Annotated in this window: 18 protein-coding genes; 11 read left to right on the top strand and 7 right to left on the bottom strand. The window is 59.5% G+C overall.

Annotated features, from left to right (window positions below; genetic code table 11):
- Nucleotides 1–101: 101 nt before the first annotated feature.
- The 5 genes from NOR97_RS13880 to NOR97_RS13860 all read left to right on the top strand — a co-directional run bounded on the left by NOR97_RS13880 (nt 102) and on the right by NOR97_RS13860 (nt 3592).
- Nucleotides 102–638, top strand: coding sequence for an invasion associated locus B family protein (locus NOR97_RS13880; protein WP_257599466.1), 537 nt, complete (start codon nt 102–104; stop codon nt 636–638).
- 142 nt (nt 639–780) lie between these two features.
- The gene (locus tag NOR97_RS13875; protein ID WP_170345532.1) at nt 781–951 is read left to right on the top strand and encodes a hypothetical protein; all 171 of its coding nucleotides are present in this window, start codon (nt 781–783) and stop codon (nt 949–951) included.
- An 86-nt stretch (nt 952–1037) separates the two neighbouring features.
- Entirely contained in the window at nt 1038–1415 is a 378-nt protein-coding gene (locus tag NOR97_RS13870) for a lysozyme inhibitor LprI family protein (protein ID WP_257599465.1), read from the top strand.
- Between the two features lie 86 nt (nt 1416–1501).
- A complete protein-coding gene (rlmN, locus tag NOR97_RS13865) occupies nt 1502–2689 on the top strand; it encodes a 23S rRNA (adenine(2503)-C(2))-methyltransferase RlmN (RefSeq protein ID WP_257599464.1) in 1188 nt (395 codons plus the stop codon).
- A gap of 285 nt (nt 2690–2974) precedes the next feature.
- A complete protein-coding gene (locus tag NOR97_RS13860) occupies nt 2975–3592 on the top strand; it encodes a cytochrome P460 family protein (protein WP_257599463.1) in 618 nt (205 codons plus the stop codon).
- 6 nt (nt 3593–3598) lie between these two features.
- Here NOR97_RS13860 and NOR97_RS13855 read toward each other — a convergent pair whose 3' ends face one another.
- From NOR97_RS13855 to NOR97_RS13845, 3 genes are all read right to left on the bottom strand, one after another.
- Nucleotides 3599–5257 (bottom strand): U32 family peptidase, encoded by a 1659-nt coding sequence (locus NOR97_RS13855; RefSeq protein WP_257599462.1) that lies wholly within the window; start codon nt 5255–5257, stop codon nt 3599–3601.
- 63 nt (nt 5258–5320) lie between these two features.
- Nucleotides 5321–5659, bottom strand: a complete 339-nt coding sequence (locus NOR97_RS13850) for a hypothetical protein (protein WP_170345537.1) — start codon at nt 5657–5659, stop codon at nt 5321–5323.
- On the bottom strand, nt 5656–6576 hold the full coding sequence (locus NOR97_RS13845; RefSeq protein ID WP_257599461.1) for a J domain-containing protein: 921 nt from the start codon (nt 6574–6576) through the stop codon (nt 5656–5658). Before NOR97_RS13845 ends, NOR97_RS13850 begins: the two co-directional genes overlap by 4 nt.
- Nucleotides 6577–6736: 160 nt before the next feature.
- On the opposite strand from NOR97_RS13845, the gene NOR97_RS13840 reads away from it, so the two are divergent.
- Complete coding sequence (locus NOR97_RS13840) at nt 6737–7120, top strand: hypothetical protein (protein WP_117871931.1); 384 nt, start codon at nt 6737–6739, stop codon at nt 7118–7120.
- Here the strand turns inward: NOR97_RS13840 and NOR97_RS13835 are convergent, their stop codons facing one another.
- Together NOR97_RS13835 and NOR97_RS13830 are read right to left on the bottom strand one after the other, a co-directional pair.
- Nucleotides 7121–8218, bottom strand: a complete 1098-nt coding sequence (locus NOR97_RS13835) for a cystathionine gamma-lyase (RefSeq protein ID WP_257599459.1) — start codon at nt 8216–8218, stop codon at nt 7121–7123. It abuts the gene before it with no gap.
- Between the two features lie 3 nt (nt 8219–8221).
- A complete protein-coding gene (locus NOR97_RS13830) occupies nt 8222–9064 on the bottom strand; it encodes an LOG family protein (RefSeq protein ID WP_257599458.1) in 843 nt (280 codons plus the stop codon).
- 79 nt (nt 9065–9143) lie between these two features.
- Between NOR97_RS13830 and NOR97_RS13825 the strand changes: the two genes are divergently transcribed.
- From NOR97_RS13825 to dapD, 3 genes are all read left to right on the top strand, one after another.
- Nucleotides 9144–10055, top strand: a complete 912-nt coding sequence (locus NOR97_RS13825; protein ID WP_257599457.1) for a threonine/serine dehydratase — start codon at nt 9144–9146, stop codon at nt 10053–10055.
- 44 nt (nt 10056–10099) lie between these two features.
- Complete coding sequence (locus NOR97_RS13820) at nt 10100–10699, top strand: GntR family transcriptional regulator (RefSeq protein WP_152459316.1); 600 nt, start codon at nt 10100–10102, stop codon at nt 10697–10699.
- A gap of 108 nt (nt 10700–10807) precedes the next feature.
- A complete protein-coding gene (dapD, locus tag NOR97_RS13815; RefSeq protein ID WP_152459315.1) occupies nt 10808–11635 on the top strand; it encodes a 2,3,4,5-tetrahydropyridine-2,6-dicarboxylate N-succinyltransferase in 828 nt (275 codons plus the stop codon).
- Between the two features lie 141 nt (nt 11636–11776).
- Here dapD and NOR97_RS13810 read toward each other — a convergent pair whose 3' ends face one another.
- Nucleotides 11777–12502 carry an MSCRAMM family adhesin SdrC gene (locus tag NOR97_RS13810; RefSeq protein WP_257599456.1) on the bottom strand — a complete coding sequence of 242 codons (726 nt, stop codon included), beginning with the start codon at nt 12500–12502 and terminating at the stop codon, nt 11777–11779.
- Nucleotides 12503–12611: 109 nt separating this feature from the next.
- Here NOR97_RS13810 and NOR97_RS13805 point away from each other — a divergent pair, with 109 nt between their 5' ends.
- A complete protein-coding gene (locus NOR97_RS13805; protein WP_257599455.1) occupies nt 12612–12956 on the top strand; it encodes a hypothetical protein in 345 nt (114 codons plus the stop codon).
- On the opposite strand, the gene NOR97_RS13800 is transcribed toward NOR97_RS13805, so the two are convergent.
- Complete coding sequence (locus NOR97_RS13800) at nt 12953–14011, bottom strand: transporter substrate-binding domain-containing protein (protein WP_170345545.1); 1059 nt, start codon at nt 14009–14011, stop codon at nt 12953–12955. The genes NOR97_RS13805 and NOR97_RS13800 overlap by 4 nt on opposite strands.
- A 210-nt stretch (nt 14012–14221) precedes the next feature.
- Between NOR97_RS13800 and dapE the strand changes: the two genes are divergently transcribed.
- Nucleotides 14222–15361, top strand: coding sequence for a succinyl-diaminopimelate desuccinylase (dapE, locus tag NOR97_RS13795; RefSeq protein ID WP_257599454.1), 1140 nt, complete (start codon nt 14222–14224; stop codon nt 15359–15361).
- Nucleotide 15362 lies beyond the last annotated feature (1 nt).

Raw genomic sequence — 15362 nt, 5'->3', positions numbered from 1 at the left:
GTCGGCAAACATCGGAAGACGCAAACGAATAGACGAACCGGCAGGGTTCGCAGACGTGTCCGATGGGTATGAGGTAAGGGTCGAGCTAGGAGGCTGGACAAATGGGATCAATGCTCGTTCGCACGATAGCGGGCCTGTGTGTGGCAGGCATCGCCGCAACTTCTGCAATCGCCCAACAGGCGACAAGCACAAACCGTGTTGCTGCAAAAACGGATTGGAGCGTTTTTGTCGAAGACGATCCCACCGAATGCTGGAGCGTCTCGGCACCCAAGGAAACCGTGAACACCCGTGGTGGGCGCGTGGTTTCCGTACGGCGCAGCGACATCCTTCTGTTTGTGTTCTTTCGTCCGAATGCCGAGGTGAAAGGCCAATTGACCTTTACCGGCGGCTACCCGTTTGCCGCGGGTTCGACGGTGAACCTGAACGTGGACGGGACCGAGTTCGAACTGTTCACGGAAGGCGAATGGGCCTGGGCCGCATCGGATGCGGATGATGCCAAGATCATCACCGCCCTGAAGCGCGGAACCGAGGCTGTTCTGACCGCCCGGTCCGAGCGCGGGACGCAGACGAAAGACACCTTCTCGCTGCTGGGCTTTACCGCAGCGATTGAAGACGCTGAGAAGCGCTGCACCAACTGATCTTATCGCGCCGATTGTTCAAAAGGCCCCGCCTGGTTGCGGGGCTTTTGACGTATGGTCATCTGCCAGTTTTGATCCGTGTCAAAGTTTCTCATCCGGCAATGTGAACTAAGTGGTTCAGCCACTGAGAGAGGACATCGTGATGAAACAGAAAACTTGGATCACTCTGGTTCTGGCCGCATCGGTCGCAGTACTGAGCGCTTGCGAAAAGACCGCGGATTCCTACCCAATATCGGGCGAGCAATGTGGCCCGGAAGATCCGGTCAAGGAGCTGGATGCCGAGGATTGCTTCATTCCGCCGGCAGGGGTGTAAACGCCGCACGCCCAAAACCTGCCCGGGCCTTGCCTTTGCGCCAAGGTTCGCTTCAACTGCGTGAGCAGACAGGTGAGGGGTGAGCCATGCGTTGGGTTTGGGCAGTATTTCTTCTTCCGGTACCGGGACTCGCAGACCCTGCGTTGGAATGTTCCGGTGCCGGATCACAGGTTGAAATCGGTGCCTGTGTCGGGCAGGCCGAGACCAATGTCGCGGCCGCAATGACCGAGGCCTTAGGATTTGCAGCAGATGCGGCCAGAGATCTGGACGACGTCACCGGACGGGCCTTGGCCCTGCCGGCGCTCGAGGCATCCCAGGAGGCTTGGAAAGCCTACCGCGACGCACAATGCGAGGCGGTTGGTGCGTCCTATGGCGGCGGATCGGGCACGGGCATCGCGGTCTCCTCGTGCCGGGTCGAGCTGGGCCGGGCCCGGGTGGCCGAGCTGCTTCGGTTCGTGAACTGACACCTGGGCTGCACGAATCCTTTTGATCTTTGGCGGCGTTCCTATATAGAGGCGCATCCCAAGCCCGATTCCTTTGAGATACGCCAATGTCGCCCAAAGCGCCGATCACCCAAGACGTCATGACCATCCCGCGCAAACTGCCCGACGGGAAGGTAAACCTTGTCGGTCTTTCGCGCGACAGGTTGCGCGAGACCTTGATTGAACACGGCACGCCCGAGAAACAGGCCAAGATGCGCACAGGCCAGATCTGGCAATGGATCTATCAATGGGGTGTGCGCGACTTTGCCCAGATGACAAATCTCGCCAAAGCCTATCGTGCACAACTGGCCGAGCATTTCGTCATCGAAATCCCCGAGGTGGTGACGCGTCAGGTGTCCGAGGATGGCACCCGCAAATACCTGTGCCGCATCGCCGGCGGGCATGAGGTCGAGGTGGTCTATATCCCCGAGGAAGATCGCGGAACCCTGTGCATCTCGTCTCAGGTGGGCTGCACGCTGACCTGTTCGTTCTGCCATACCGGAACCCAAAAACTTGTACGAAACCTGACATCCGCCGAAATCGTCGGTCAGATCATGATGGCGCGCGACGATCTTGAGGAATGGCCAACCCCCGGCGCACCCAAGGACGAAACCCGCCTGCTGTCGAACATCGTTCTGATGGGCATGGGTGAGCCACTTTACAACTTCGAAAACGTCCGCGACGCGATGAAGATCGCCATGGACCCCGAGGGGATTTCCCTGTCGCGCCGGCGGATTACCCTGTCGACCTCGGGCGTGGTGCCCGAAATCGCGCGCACGGCCGAGGAAATCGGGTGCCTGCTGGCGATCTCGTTCCACGCCACCACTGACGAGGTGCGCGACATTCTGGTGCCAATCAACAAACGTTGGAACATCGAGGAACTGCTGACAGCTTTGGCCAGCTATCCCAATGCTTCGAACTCTGAACGGATCACGTTTGAGTATGTGATGCTGGATGGTGTGAATGACAGTGACGAAGATGCGCATCGTCTGATCGATCACATCAAGCGCCACAACATTCCGGCCAAGATCAACCTGATCCCGTTCAACGAATGGCCCGGGGCACCATACAAGCGCAGCTCGAACAACCGTATCCGCGCTTTCGCCAACATCATCTATCAGGCCGGCTATGCCTCGCCGATCCGCAAGACGCGCGGTGAGGACATCATGGCAGCTTGTGGTCAGTTGAAGTCGGCAACCGAGCGGGCGCGCAAATCACGCAAACAAATCGAGGCCGAAACGGGCCTGAACCAATAGGGTTCGGTCGATCTCGGCTTGGCTTGATCGGATCGCGCCTTAAGTGTTTTCTGGCTCTGTCTGCACGTCAAAAGTGTTTTGTGCAAACTTAATGTTTCAGATGCTGAAACCACATGCATAATTTGCTATATTTCCAGTGCCCGTTTCTGAATTTGCCTCTTCAATTCGATGCACAAGGCGGTGAGGTGTTTGGGTCAGAGATGGCAAGTTTTTGCGATTCCGCTAGACTGTTCCAGGTGGTGCAGAATGCGCTCGGGTGAACTGATTTTCAGGTGGGCCACGATTATGAATGCAGGTTCTTTTTCGATCATCCGTTTTGGTGCCGCTGCGCTTGCTATCCTCTCGGGTTCAGGCTTGGCCTTCGCTGACGGCCAGAACGCTCATATCGCGATCGAAAACCCTGCCGAGCTGAGCAAACAAGAGGCTTTGGAACACTACCGATCGCTCAATCGCCGCATGGCGCGTGGCTACGCCGTGGCACAATTGAACCTGATCCTAAACTACCAAAGCTGGCCGCTTTTCAACGATGCGCCCTATATTTCGGCAACCCATGGGCAGCGGTATGTGAACAGCTATGCCAATCGCATGGCGCATAACTACGGGACGTTGCAGGAAGGTGAAGAACTTCCCATGGGGTCGGTTCTTGCCAAGGACAGCATGACCGTGACGGATGAAGGTCACGTACATCCCGGTGCCATGTTCATAATGGAGAAACTGACAGAAGGTGCCAGCCCGGACACGGCGGATTGGCGTTACATCATGGTCTTGCCAGACGGCTCGGTGTTTGGGGACACTATGGGCGACCGCGCCGGCGCCGTGGCGTATTGCCATGTCTGTCACGAACAGGTGGCAGATCGGGACTATACGTTTTACGTGCCGGAAGACTATCGGACGCGCGATTGAGCCAACTCAGGCATTTTCGCCCGGCAGCTTCAATTCCGTCGCCTCGCGGCGGCTGAGCTGCTCGCCTTGTTTGCGCTTTGAAAGAACTTCCCGGGCCAGCGCGTATTTGTCGTCCTGCCAGAAGATCAGGCAACCGTTGCAGCCCTTGCCGCAGCAGCCTTCGGTGCCGATGCGGTTGGTCTTGAACCGGCGTTCGTTGCCGTCTTCGCCGATCTTCTCGACCAGTTCGTCGCGGCGGCGCGCATAGGCCGCGGGATTGTCGCGGCCCGAGGTTTCCAATCCCTGCACCAGCTTGTCGAACCGAATGCGGCTCCAGTGTTCGTCGGTCAGGGCGCGTTCCTTGCGCAGAACGGAATAGGCGGGGAACCGGGTGCGCAGGTCGTCGGTATCCTCGTGGTCGAACAGGGTGAAGGGCAGGCGGATCACTGTTTTGGTGCTGCCATGCACCACGTCGATCCGCGCACCATCGGATGCGCGTTCGAAATCATAGACCCGCAGCAGAACCGTCTCGCGCGAGATCGGCGAGACGAAATCCAGCACATCGCCCGGTTCCAGCTTGTTCTTTACCTCGACCAGAAACGCATCCTCGGTCACTTCGGTGACGATCCCGGCATATTCCCACTGCGCGATGGACGCCGTGTGCTCGTAATCATGGGCGTAGTTGGTCAGCCGCCCTTCGTGGAACGCCAGCGTATAGCCGCGGTTTCCCACGGTCTCCAGCTCGCGCATATAGGGTTTCGGGTCCCAGTTCTCGGGGTCGGCATAGTAGTCGTCGATGGCCATGCGATAGGCGCGCGCGACGATGGCGGCATAATATTCCGATTTACCGCGCCCCTCGACCTTGAGGCTGTCCACGCCGATCTTCAGGTATTCGTCCAGCTTGGGCATGATGCACAGATCGCGCGAATTGAGGATGTACGAGCCACGATCGTCCTCTTCGATGGGCATCAGATCACCGGGGCGGCAGCCTTCTTCCAGCAGGAATTCGAACAGGTCGGCGTTTTCCTCGGTGATCCGCAATTCCTGATGGGTGCCATCCTTCAGGCGCAGCTTCAGCGCATAGTTCCAGCGGCAGGAATTGGCGCAATTGCCCTGGTTGGCGCCGCGCTCGGCCATGAAGTTCGACAGCAGGCAGCGGCCCGAATAGGTCATGCACATGGCACCGTGGACGAAGGCCTCGAGCTTGATGTCGGGGCATTTTTCACGGATCTCCACCAGTTCGGGGTAGGAAACCTCGCGCGCCAGCACCACCAGTTCGGCGCCCTGGTCCTGCCAGAACTTCACCGACAGCCACGAACAGATATTGGCCTGGGTCGAGATATGCAGCGGCAGTTCCGGCGCGCGGTCGCGGACGTACTGGAACACGCCGGGGTCGGCGATGATCAACCCGTCCGGCTGCACCTTGCGGACCGTGTCGATATATTCGTCCAGCTTCGGGATGTCCTTGTTGTGCGAAAACAGGTTCAGCGTCAGATAGGCGCGCCGGCCATGGCTGTGGCAGAACTCGACCCCTTCGATCACCTCTTCCAGCGAGAACTCGGATTTTGTGCGCAGCGACATATCGGGCGTGCCCAGATACACCGCATCCGCCCCGTAGAGGACAGCGAGTTTAAGCTTGCGCAGATTGCCCGCAGGCATCAGCAATTCAGATCTGGACTGGGTCATGGCGCCACCTGTCAAAGGATCAAGCCGGCCTTCTAATCCAAATGTTCTGAGTCCAAAACCCCGTTATCTGCGACGGAATCGCGCTGTACCGATGACCTTGACCAGTTGCTGCCGCACAGGTTCGGGTTGCGCCTCGATTGCATTCAGAACTTCGCGCAGTTCGGCCCGCAGCCCGTGCAACTGGTCGATCAGTGAGATCATCATCGACAGTGCATCGGCCTCCATGTCGTACTGTTCGTGCAACTCGCAGGCTAGTTCCAGACGGGCGACGTCGATATTTTGATAAACCAGCCCTTGATCCGACTGTTCCGGAATCACGATTTCCGCCGCCAGGTATTCGGTCAGGCGGTCCGAGGTCAGGCGGGTGACCGTTTCGATCAGTTCCTTTTCGGTCAGGGTCATAGCTGCATTCCTTTCCGCGGATCATAGCGATGCTTTTGACGCCAGGTTTCCATGAACTGCTTCAGTTCATCATCGATCTTGTCCGGTGTCGCAATGGTCAGCTCAATCAGCTGGTCCCCACGGCCGGACGAGCCGCGCTTTTTCACGCCTTTGCCGCGCAACCGGAGCGTTTTGCCGCTGCTGGTGCCCGCTGGCACGTTGACATTCACACCGCCGTCAATGGTCGGGGCCGGGACTTTTCCGCCCAGAATGGCCTCGTCGATTGTGATCGGCAGCGTGATATGGATGTCGTCGCCATGACGTTCAAAAACCGGGTGCTTGGCGACCGAAACCGTCACCAGAGCGTCACCCGGAGGGCCTTCGCCATATCCCGGCGCGCCTTTGCCGCGCAACCGGATGGTCTGGCCGTCGGTGATACCGGCCGGGATTTTGACCTCGATCCGGTCCCCATCCGGCAAGGTCAATTTCTGACTGGCGCCGAACACGGAGTCCAGAAAGCTGATTTGCAGGGTGTAGTTCAGATTGTGACCCGGAGCGTGAAACTCGTGGCTGCGCTGACCGCCAAAACCGCCGCGACCGCGCATGAACTCGGCGAAGATGTCTGACATGTCGTCGGGATCCGCCTGACGCCCCCGATAGGGGTTTCCAGCGGCCTCGGCATACTCTCGGTAATACTGCTGTTGCGGGCGCTCTTGACCCGAGGCGTCTATTTCCCCGTTGTCAAAACGCGCACGTGTTTCAGGGTCTTTCAATAGATCATAGGCTGCGGCAGCGGCCTTGAACTTGGCCTCGGCCGCGTCATCGCCCGGTTTCAGATCCGGATGGCAATCCTTGGCAATGCGCCGGTAGGCTTTCTTGATCTCGGCTGCGCTGGCGTCCTTCGAGACACCAAGAACGGTGTAGGGGTCGTCGCTCATATCACTCTCTCAGGTCAGGGACAGGTTTGATCAGGATGAAGGTGTTCTACCATGCGATTTCAACGGGTAAAACGAAAGAGGCGATTGAATTGTTTCGTAAAATCCCGCAGGCCTGATAGTATCTGCATGTTTGTACCTATTGATTGACGGAGATCGCCGCATGACGCGCAGAATAAAATCCGCCCTGGCTTTGCTGGCCGGGAATGCCATTGGGTTGTTGCTTGCCTCTCTGATCTTGTCTGGATTTGCGATCAAGCCGATCTCGTTCATCGTAGTGGTGATTGTCTTCACCGTTGTGCAGGTTGTGGCCGAACCGCTGATCCTGAAACTGGGCGAAAAGAAAGCACCTGCCCTGAAGGGCGGTATCGCCTTGATCGTGACCTTCGTGGGCCTTTTCGTGACCGACCTGGTTGCCGCCGGGCTGACCGTTGGCGGGGTTTCGAACCTGCTGGCTGCGACGCTGCTGGTCTGGCTGGGGGCGTTGATCGCCAGCGTGGTGCTGCCGATCTACGTGTTCAAAGAGCTGCGTGAACCCAAAAAGTAATCACACAGCGTTCAGGCTGGTTTCGATAGCGTGCCATAGTTCGTCCACTGGTTCGCATCCGACGGACAGGCGGATGAAGGCCGGATCAACGTCGTCGCCCCAACGCGCGCGCCGCTCGGCCGAGCTGTGGACGCCCCCGAATGACGTGGCCGGGCGCAGAAGCGGGCAATTGTTGATGAAGGCTTCGGCCTGGTCTTCGCTGTTCAGCGTCAGGGACAGTAGAAAGCCGAACCGTGTGGCCTGCTCTTGCGCCAGTTTGTGCGACGGGTCATCGGCCAGCCCGGGATAGCGAACCCGTTTCACTGCGGGATGTGCTGCCAGGCGTTCGGCCAATACTTCAGCCGAGCTGCACATCCGGTCGAACCGAACGTCCAGAGTTTCAAGGCCGCGATGCAGCAGCCATGCTTCATGTGGCCCCGGAATCGAGCCGGAGACTTTTCGCCATTCCCCGACCCGTTCCATGATGTCGCTGTCGCGGCTGGCCACATGGCCCATCAGCATGTCGGAATGCCCGCCCATCGCCTTGGTATCGGACGAGACGACCACATCGATGCCCAGATCCAGAGGGCGCTGACCCAGCGGCGTCATCGTCGTGTTGTCGGCAATGGTTACGCCCCCGGCAGCACGCACCTGATCCGCGACCGTTGTCAGATCGATCATGTCCAACCCGGGATTCGAGGGGCTTTCGGCAAAGACAACATCGAATCCGTCAAAACCGCCTTCGGCAAAGGCGATGGTGGGGCGTTCTTCAACAATCACACCCAGCCGCGACAGGAAACGATCGGCCAAAAGGCGCGTCACGTAATAGCCGTCGGAGGGGATCAGCAGGCGTGACCCGGCCTTTACGGTGGCAAACAGCGCCGCGGAAATCGCCGCCATGCCCGAGGGAAAGCTGAGGCACGGTGCGTCTTCCAAATGCGACAGAACATGTTCCAGATGCACCCAGGTCGGGTTGTCCACCCGGCCGTAACTCGCCTGTCCGTCCGGGGCGCCCGGCAGGTGGTACATGCTGCTTTGGGTCAGCGGCAGCGCCACAGGTTCGCCCTTGCTCAGGGCATTTCCGCGCAGATGCAGCATCTCTCCGGTCTTGGGGGCCATGGTTCAGCGCCCCGGAATTTCGTCGCGGGGCGGGGCGGGCTCCCAGTTTTCGATGATCTCGACCGCTTCCTGCGCCGTGTTCACAAAGCGGAACAGGTCAAGATCCTCGTCCGAGATGGTGCCGGCATCGGCCAGTGCTTTCCAGTTTATGACCCTCTCCCAGAATTCGCGACCAAACAGCAGGAAAGGCACGCGCTCCATCCGGCCGGTCTGAATCAGAGTCAGGGATTCGAACAACTCATCCATTGTCCCGAAGCCGCCGGGGAAGATTGTGATGGCGCGGGCCCGCATCAGGAAATGCATCTTGCGGATGGCAAAATAGTGAAAGTTGAAACTGAGATCCGGCGTCACATAAAGGTTCGGGGCCTGCTCGTGCGGCAGAACGATATTCAACCCGATAGAGCATCCGCCCGCGTCCTGTGCACCACGGTTGCCTGCCTCCATCACACCGGGGCCACCGCCCGTCACGATCACGTTTTCGCGGCAGCCGGTCTCGTTCGATTTCACGGTCATCAGCCGCGCGAACTCGCGCGCCTCGTCGTAATAGGTCGACAGACCGGCCAGTGTTTCCGTTCGTGCGGTGTGTTTCTGCGATGGTTCAGGGATGCGCGCGCCGCCGAACATCACGATGGTCGAGGTGATCTCGCGCTCGCTCATGATCATCTCGGGTTTCAACAGTTCCAGTTGCAGACGCACCGGGCGCAGTTCGTCCCGGCACAGGAATTCGTCATCGGCAAAGGCAAGGCGATAGGCGGACGATCGCGTTTGCGGCGTGTCCGGCACTTCGCTCGCTGTCGAGCGATCTGTCTGCGCATCGCGAAACGGATTGTGGCGGTCTTCTCTCATGGGTGATCGATCCCTGCTTGCGTGTTTTCCAAACAGCTATAGGGTTCGCGGGCAGAGTGCCAGTCACGGAAAGACAAGAATGAATTGGAAGAACGAAATATCAGCGGCACAGGATCGTATCGACGGACATACGCAGGTGACGCCGGTGATCGAGAGCCGAATACCGGGCTATCCCGTTGAGCTGAAGCTGGAGCACATGCAGCACACGGGCAGTTTCAAGGCGCGCGGCGCGTTCAATACGTTGCTGAGCCTCGACGTGCCCGATGCAGGGGTCGTGGCTGCATCCGGCGGCAATCATGGTGCAGCGGCGGCCTTTGCGGCGCAGGCGCTTGGTTATCCGGCCAAGATTTTCGTGCCTGAACTGGCGGGTCCGTCCAAGATCGCATTGATCCGGCAGACCGGCGCGGATCTGAGCGTTGTGTCCGGCGAATACGCCAATGCGCTGACACAGGCGCAGGCGCATGAAGCGGAAACCGGAGCGATGCAGATACACGCCTATGATGCGCCGGCGACTGTGGCGGGGCAGGGGACCTGCTTTGCGGAATGGGATGCGCAGGGCTTGCAGGCAGACACGGTGCTGGTCGCTGTGGGCGGCGGTGGGCTGATCGCCGGGGCGTTGGCGTGGTTCGACGGCGCGCGCAAAGTCGTCGCGGTGGAGCCCGAAACCTCGTGCGCGCTGAATGCGGCGTTGCAGGCCGGTGAGCCGGTGGATGTCTCGGTATCCGGGATTGCAGCGAACGCCCTGGGCGCGCGCCGGATCGGGCAGATCTGTTTTGATCTCGCGCAGGGGATGACTTCGGTCCTTGTGTCGGATGACGCCATCGCGGCAGCTCAGAAGATGTTGTGGCAGGCGCATCGTATTCTGGTGGAACCGGCTGGTGCTACGGCGTTGGCAGCCTTGACCTCGGGCGTGTATCGGCCCGAACCGGGCGAGCGTGTGGCCGTTCTGGTGTGCGGTGCGAATATTGCGCCGGACCCGCTTGCGGGGTGAATTATCTGGTTGTGGATGGGCGTTGCGGATTTTATCTATAATTCATGACGGCCACGATTTCCGACACGATTTACCAGAACCTCAGCCAGCAGATCATCACCGGAGAGCTGAGCGCCGGGGAAAAGCTGCGGCAGGATCATATTGCCCGCGCCTTCGACACCAGCCATGTTCCGGTGCGGGAAGCCCTGTTGCGGCTTGAGGCGCATGGATTGGCCCGGCATGAACCGCGCCGGGGCATGCGGGTCACGGCGCTGGACCCGGCAGAGGTGCGAGAGGTCATCGAAATGCGCGTGGCGCTGGAAACACTGGCGTTGCAGCAATCGGTGCAGAACATGTCTCCGGTCGCATTGGAAAAGATCGATCGCGCACGCATCGCCTGTGACGAGGCGCAGACGATGCCCCAATGGGAGGCTCTGAACAGAGCGTTCCATCGCTGCATTCTGACGCCTTGCGGGTTGCCCCGGCTTTTGCATGCAATTGACGACCTGCATATCGCCAGCGCACGCCATTTGTTTGCGCACTGGCGGTCGAAATGGGTGCAGCAGACAGACAAGGACCACGCGGCGCTTGTTCAGGCGCTCAGGCGGAAGGACCTGAGCACGGCAAAAGGTATTCTGACCCGACATATACGCCGCGCCAGCTGATTACGGGCCTGTCAGCCGCAAAACGGCCCGTGTTCGTCGCATTGCGCCATGGGCCTGGCTTGCGTATAGGCCAAACCAACATGAACAGATTCTGTAGGGAGACGCCCCATGTCCAACGCGCAACTGGAAGCCGCCATCGAAGCCGCCTGGGAGGCGCGCGACACGATCACACCCGCTACGGCAGGTGAACAACGCGAAGCGATCGAAGACACGCTGAACGCGCTGGACAGCGGGTCGCTGCGTGTTGCTGAAAAGCTGGAAAACGGCGACTGGCATGTGAACCAGTGGGCGAAGAAAGCGGTTCTGCTGGGCTTTCGCATCAAGGACATGGAAATCCAGACTGGCGGTCCGCAAGACGGCGGCTGGTGGGACAAGGTGGACAGCAAGTTCGCCGGTTGGGGTGAAGATCAATGGCGCTCGGCCGGGTTCCGCGCGGTTCCCAACTGCGTTGTCCGCAAGTCGGCCTATATCGCGCCGGGCGTGGTGCTGATGCCGTCCTTCGTCAACCTTGGCGCCTATGTGGATGAAGGCACCATGGTCGATACCTGGGCGACCGTTGGTTCATGCGCGCAGATCGGCAAAAACGTCCACCTGTCGGGCGGCGTTGGCATCGGCGGCGTGCTGGAGCCGATGCAGGCCGGCCCTACCATCATCGAGGACAACTGCTTTATCGGCGCGCGCTCCGAGGTGGTCGAGGGCTGCATCGTCCGCGAAGGCTCGGTTCTGGGGATGGGCGTGTTCATTGGCAAATCCACCAAGATCGTGGATCGCGAAACCGGCGAAGTGACATATGGCGAAGTCCCGCCCTATTCCGTGGTCGTCGCGGGTTCGATGCCGTCAAAGAACAACATCAACCTGTATTGTGCGGTGATTGTGAAGCGGGTGGATGAAAAGACCCGGTCGAAAACCGGCATCAACGAGTTGCTGCGGGACTGATCGCCGCGGTTGTACAGAAAGGCCGGAGCAGACCCGCTCCGGCCTTTAGATTTTTTTGGGGTGTCGTTCAAGGTGAGGCCGAACCCCGACCAAAACCTGTCCTGAGCATGAGGCTCATCTCAGAGGATCACCCTTTGTGGGTCAGCGGTTTTCACCCTGCATAGCGTCAACTTCTGAGTTTTCAGCATTGGTTTCCGCGCCTTCGTTGTCGCCGCCGCTTTCGCTGTCGCCTTCGCTTTCGTTATCGCCGCCGCTTTCGTTATCGCCGCCGCTTTCGCTGTCGCCTTCGCTTTCGTTATCGCCGCCGCTTTCGTTATCGCCGCCGCTTTCGCTGTCGCCGCCGCTTTCGCTGTCGCCGCCGCTTTCGCTGTCGCCGCCGCTTTCGTTGTCGCCGCCGCCTTCGCTGTCGCCGCCGCTTTCGCTGTCGCCGCCGCTTTCGCTGTCGCCGCCGCTTTCGTTGTCGCCGCCGCCTTCGCTGTCGCCGCCGCTTTCGCTGTCGCCGCCGCCTTCGTTATCGCCGCCGCCGTCCTGAGCGTACGCCGCACCCGGCGTCACAAACGACAGCACAGCGACAGCAGGTACTCCGGAAAGCGCAATCACACTTGCAGTCGTCATCATTAACTTGGACAGAACACTCATTTTAATTCTCCTGTAAAAAATGACTTTCGCAGTGGCTCCAGCGTAGAGATGGCCTGTCTTCATCGTTGCAAAAGGCGGGAAACGCGTCGAACTCAGCAGAAAATGGCTAGAATCACGACTCAAATGTGGCAAAAATGTGCCCGATTCAACTTGGGGAATCGAATTCGAGCACTGCTCAATTTTTGGGCGAAAACGGGAAAAGGGTTTTGCTGAGTCGCATTCCTGCAAGTCCTCAGGGCCTAAAGGCCAGGCAGCGGGCTGCGGAAGATCCTAGCCTCAAAGCCTGGATCGATGGAAGCAGTTGACCCTTCAAAACACCGCGCGTAATGCATGGCCCATGGAAAAGCAAAAGAAGCCCTCGCGTCAGCAAGTCTATACCCTTCTGGTCCAGATCGGCCGCAAGGATGGAGACGGGCTGCCGGACGGTGCGACCGGGGCGGCACTGATCTGTTATGCCAGTGGCGTGGACGAAGCCGAGGCTGTGCGCGAGACGGTGGCTATTCTGAAGCAGGCCGACACCGCGCCTTTGGATGTCACCGGCTACGGGACCCTGGCCGAGCGTGAGGCACAGGGACATGAGATCGAACCCGACGAACGTGCCCTGATGCAGCGCGCGCTGGATGAAAACGCCGTGATCGTCGCGCAGATGACACCGTTCTTCGGAGACGAGGCGCAGACCTAGTTCCGCGTACCGAACCACTTGCGATAGATTTCGTCATAAGTTCCGTCTTCACGCAACGAAAGCAGGGCCTGGTTGACATCCTCGACCAGAGGCGACCCTGTCGGGAAAGCGATACCGTAGTTTTCGCGCAGGAAGACGCCGCCTGTCATCGATGCAATCCGCCGGCCTTCATGGGCCGCGTAGTAGGACAGGATCGGTGCATCGAAGACCACAGCGTCAAGTTGCTTGGCCTCGAACGCATCCAGCATCTGCTCCAGCCCGGGATAGCCGGTGAATTCAATCTCACGCCGGTTCAGAAAGCTTGCCGCGGTCGAGTCCGTGATTGTCCCGACACTCTTGCCATACAGGTCGTTCACCGAATTCACGCTGCCCGTGATCGCCTCCACGGTCATGACCGAGGTGATGCGGGCCGTGAAAACGGACACGATGAACAGTGACGAAACAACCAGAACGACACCCAGAAGCCGGCCGAATGGCGTGCGCGGCATCCTCTCTTCGAAACCGCCGTTCACGACAAGGTTCAGCGCCCACCAGAACGAGGGAAACCAGGCTTCGTTCAGCTTGCGGTCGAAATAGGGTTGGGCGCGGCGCTCAAAGCTCCACATCAGCATGCCGCCGCCCAACAGAATGGCGAAGGCCAGGCCGATGGCGATGAACAACTCTTTTGAGAGCAACGCATGCAGCAGCGACGGCTGGCGCGCGGCTTCCGATGGCACCATGATTTGCAGGCCCGCCTCAAAGATCGGCTGGGTGAAGTCCATTTGCGTTTCCCGCTGCGCGGTGATCGAGATATTGGCAACTGCAAGATCCGCAGATCCATCCCGGACCGCGCCCAGCATCTCCGAAAAGGAATCGACCCGATTGACGGAATAGTCCCAGTTCAGCGCCTCTGCCAGCGCCGCGAGCAGATCCATCGAAAAGCCGGTTTCCGCACCGTCCTCGACATAGGAAAACGGGGGGCGGGTCACTGTCGTAACCGTGAGAGACTGCGCCATGCTCTGCTGCGCGAGGACGGCGAAAGTCAGGCAGATCAGTGCGAAGAATGCGCGCTTCATATTCATTCACCTGTTTCGCGGCCCTGTAGCGCGATTATGCGGCGGGCGGCAAGATGGTCGCCGGGTAAACCGTCATGATTTGTCTGGGTGTCGCTTTGATACCAGCTCGGTTGGGTGAAAGGATATTTTTGCGAATTGGGGTTGGAAAACCGGCCAATTCGTTGAATCTGTGCGCGAACCCGCGAAAGACACTGTTCCAGAGGCCATTGCATGACCGACCCCGTCCAATTGACAGCCGATCTGATCCGTTGCCCATCGGTCACACCTGCCGAGGGCGGCGCGCTGGTTCTGCTGGGGTCGGTGCTGGCGGACGCGGGGTTTGAATGCACGCGTGTCGACCGTGGTGGCGTCAGCAACCTGTTCGCACGGTGGGGCCAGAAAGGCCATCCGCGCAGTTTCGGGTTCAACGGCCATACGGATGTTGTGCCAGTCGGCGATGAGGCCGCGTGGACGATGCCGCCTTTCGGGGCCGAAATACGCGATGGTGTGATGTATGGGCGTGGGGCAACGGATATGAAATCCGGTGTTGCGGCATTTGCGGCTGCGGCGATTGATTTCGTGCGCGACACCCCTCCGGACGGAGCCATCATCCTGACCATAACCGGCGACGAGGAAGGCGACGCGCTGGATGGCACGACCGCCTTGCTGGATTACATGGACGGCGCAGATGAACATATGTCAGTCTGCCTGGTGGGTGAGCCCACCTGCCCGAACAGGATGGGTGAAATGATGAAAATCGGCCGTCGGGGGTCGATGACTGCGTGGTTTACGATCACAGGTGTTCAGGGCCATTCAGCCTATCCGCATCGCGCCAAAAACCCTTTGCCAGCCATGGCGCGGCTGATGGATCGGTTGGCGGGGCACGAACTGGATCAGGGCACGGACCACTTCGATGCTTCGACATTGGCCGTGGTGACAATCGACACCGGGAATGCGGCCACCAACGTAATTCCGGCGCAGTGCAAGGGAACGGTGAATATTCGATTCAATGATCTGCATTCCGGGGCCAGCCTGAGTGACTGGCTGAAGTCGGAAGCGGATCAGGTGGCCGCTCAGTTCGGCGTTGAAATAGATGTCGCAATCAAAATTTCCGGCGAAAGCTTTCTGACCCCGCCGGGGCCATTGTCGGATCTGGTGGCCGGGGCGGTGAAGGCAGAAACAGGCGCAACGCCCGAGCTTTCGACGACCGGCGGTACGTCGGATGCGCGTTTCATCAAGAACCACTGCCCGGTTGTCGAGTTCGGTCTGGTCGGGCGCACGATGCATCAGGTCGACGAGTGTGTCGATGTGGCCCAGATTGAGCAGCTCAAGTCTATCTATACCCGTATCCTGACTGACTATTTCGCCTGAT

It is taken from the genome of Ruegeria sp. YS9 (assembly GCF_024628725.1).
GTDB classification, from domain to species: Bacteria; Pseudomonadota; Alphaproteobacteria; order Rhodobacterales; family Rhodobacteraceae; genus Ruegeria; species Ruegeria atlantica_C.
Note: the sequence above shows the minus strand (reverse complement) of the source record. Positions and strands in the feature narration are given on the sequence as shown.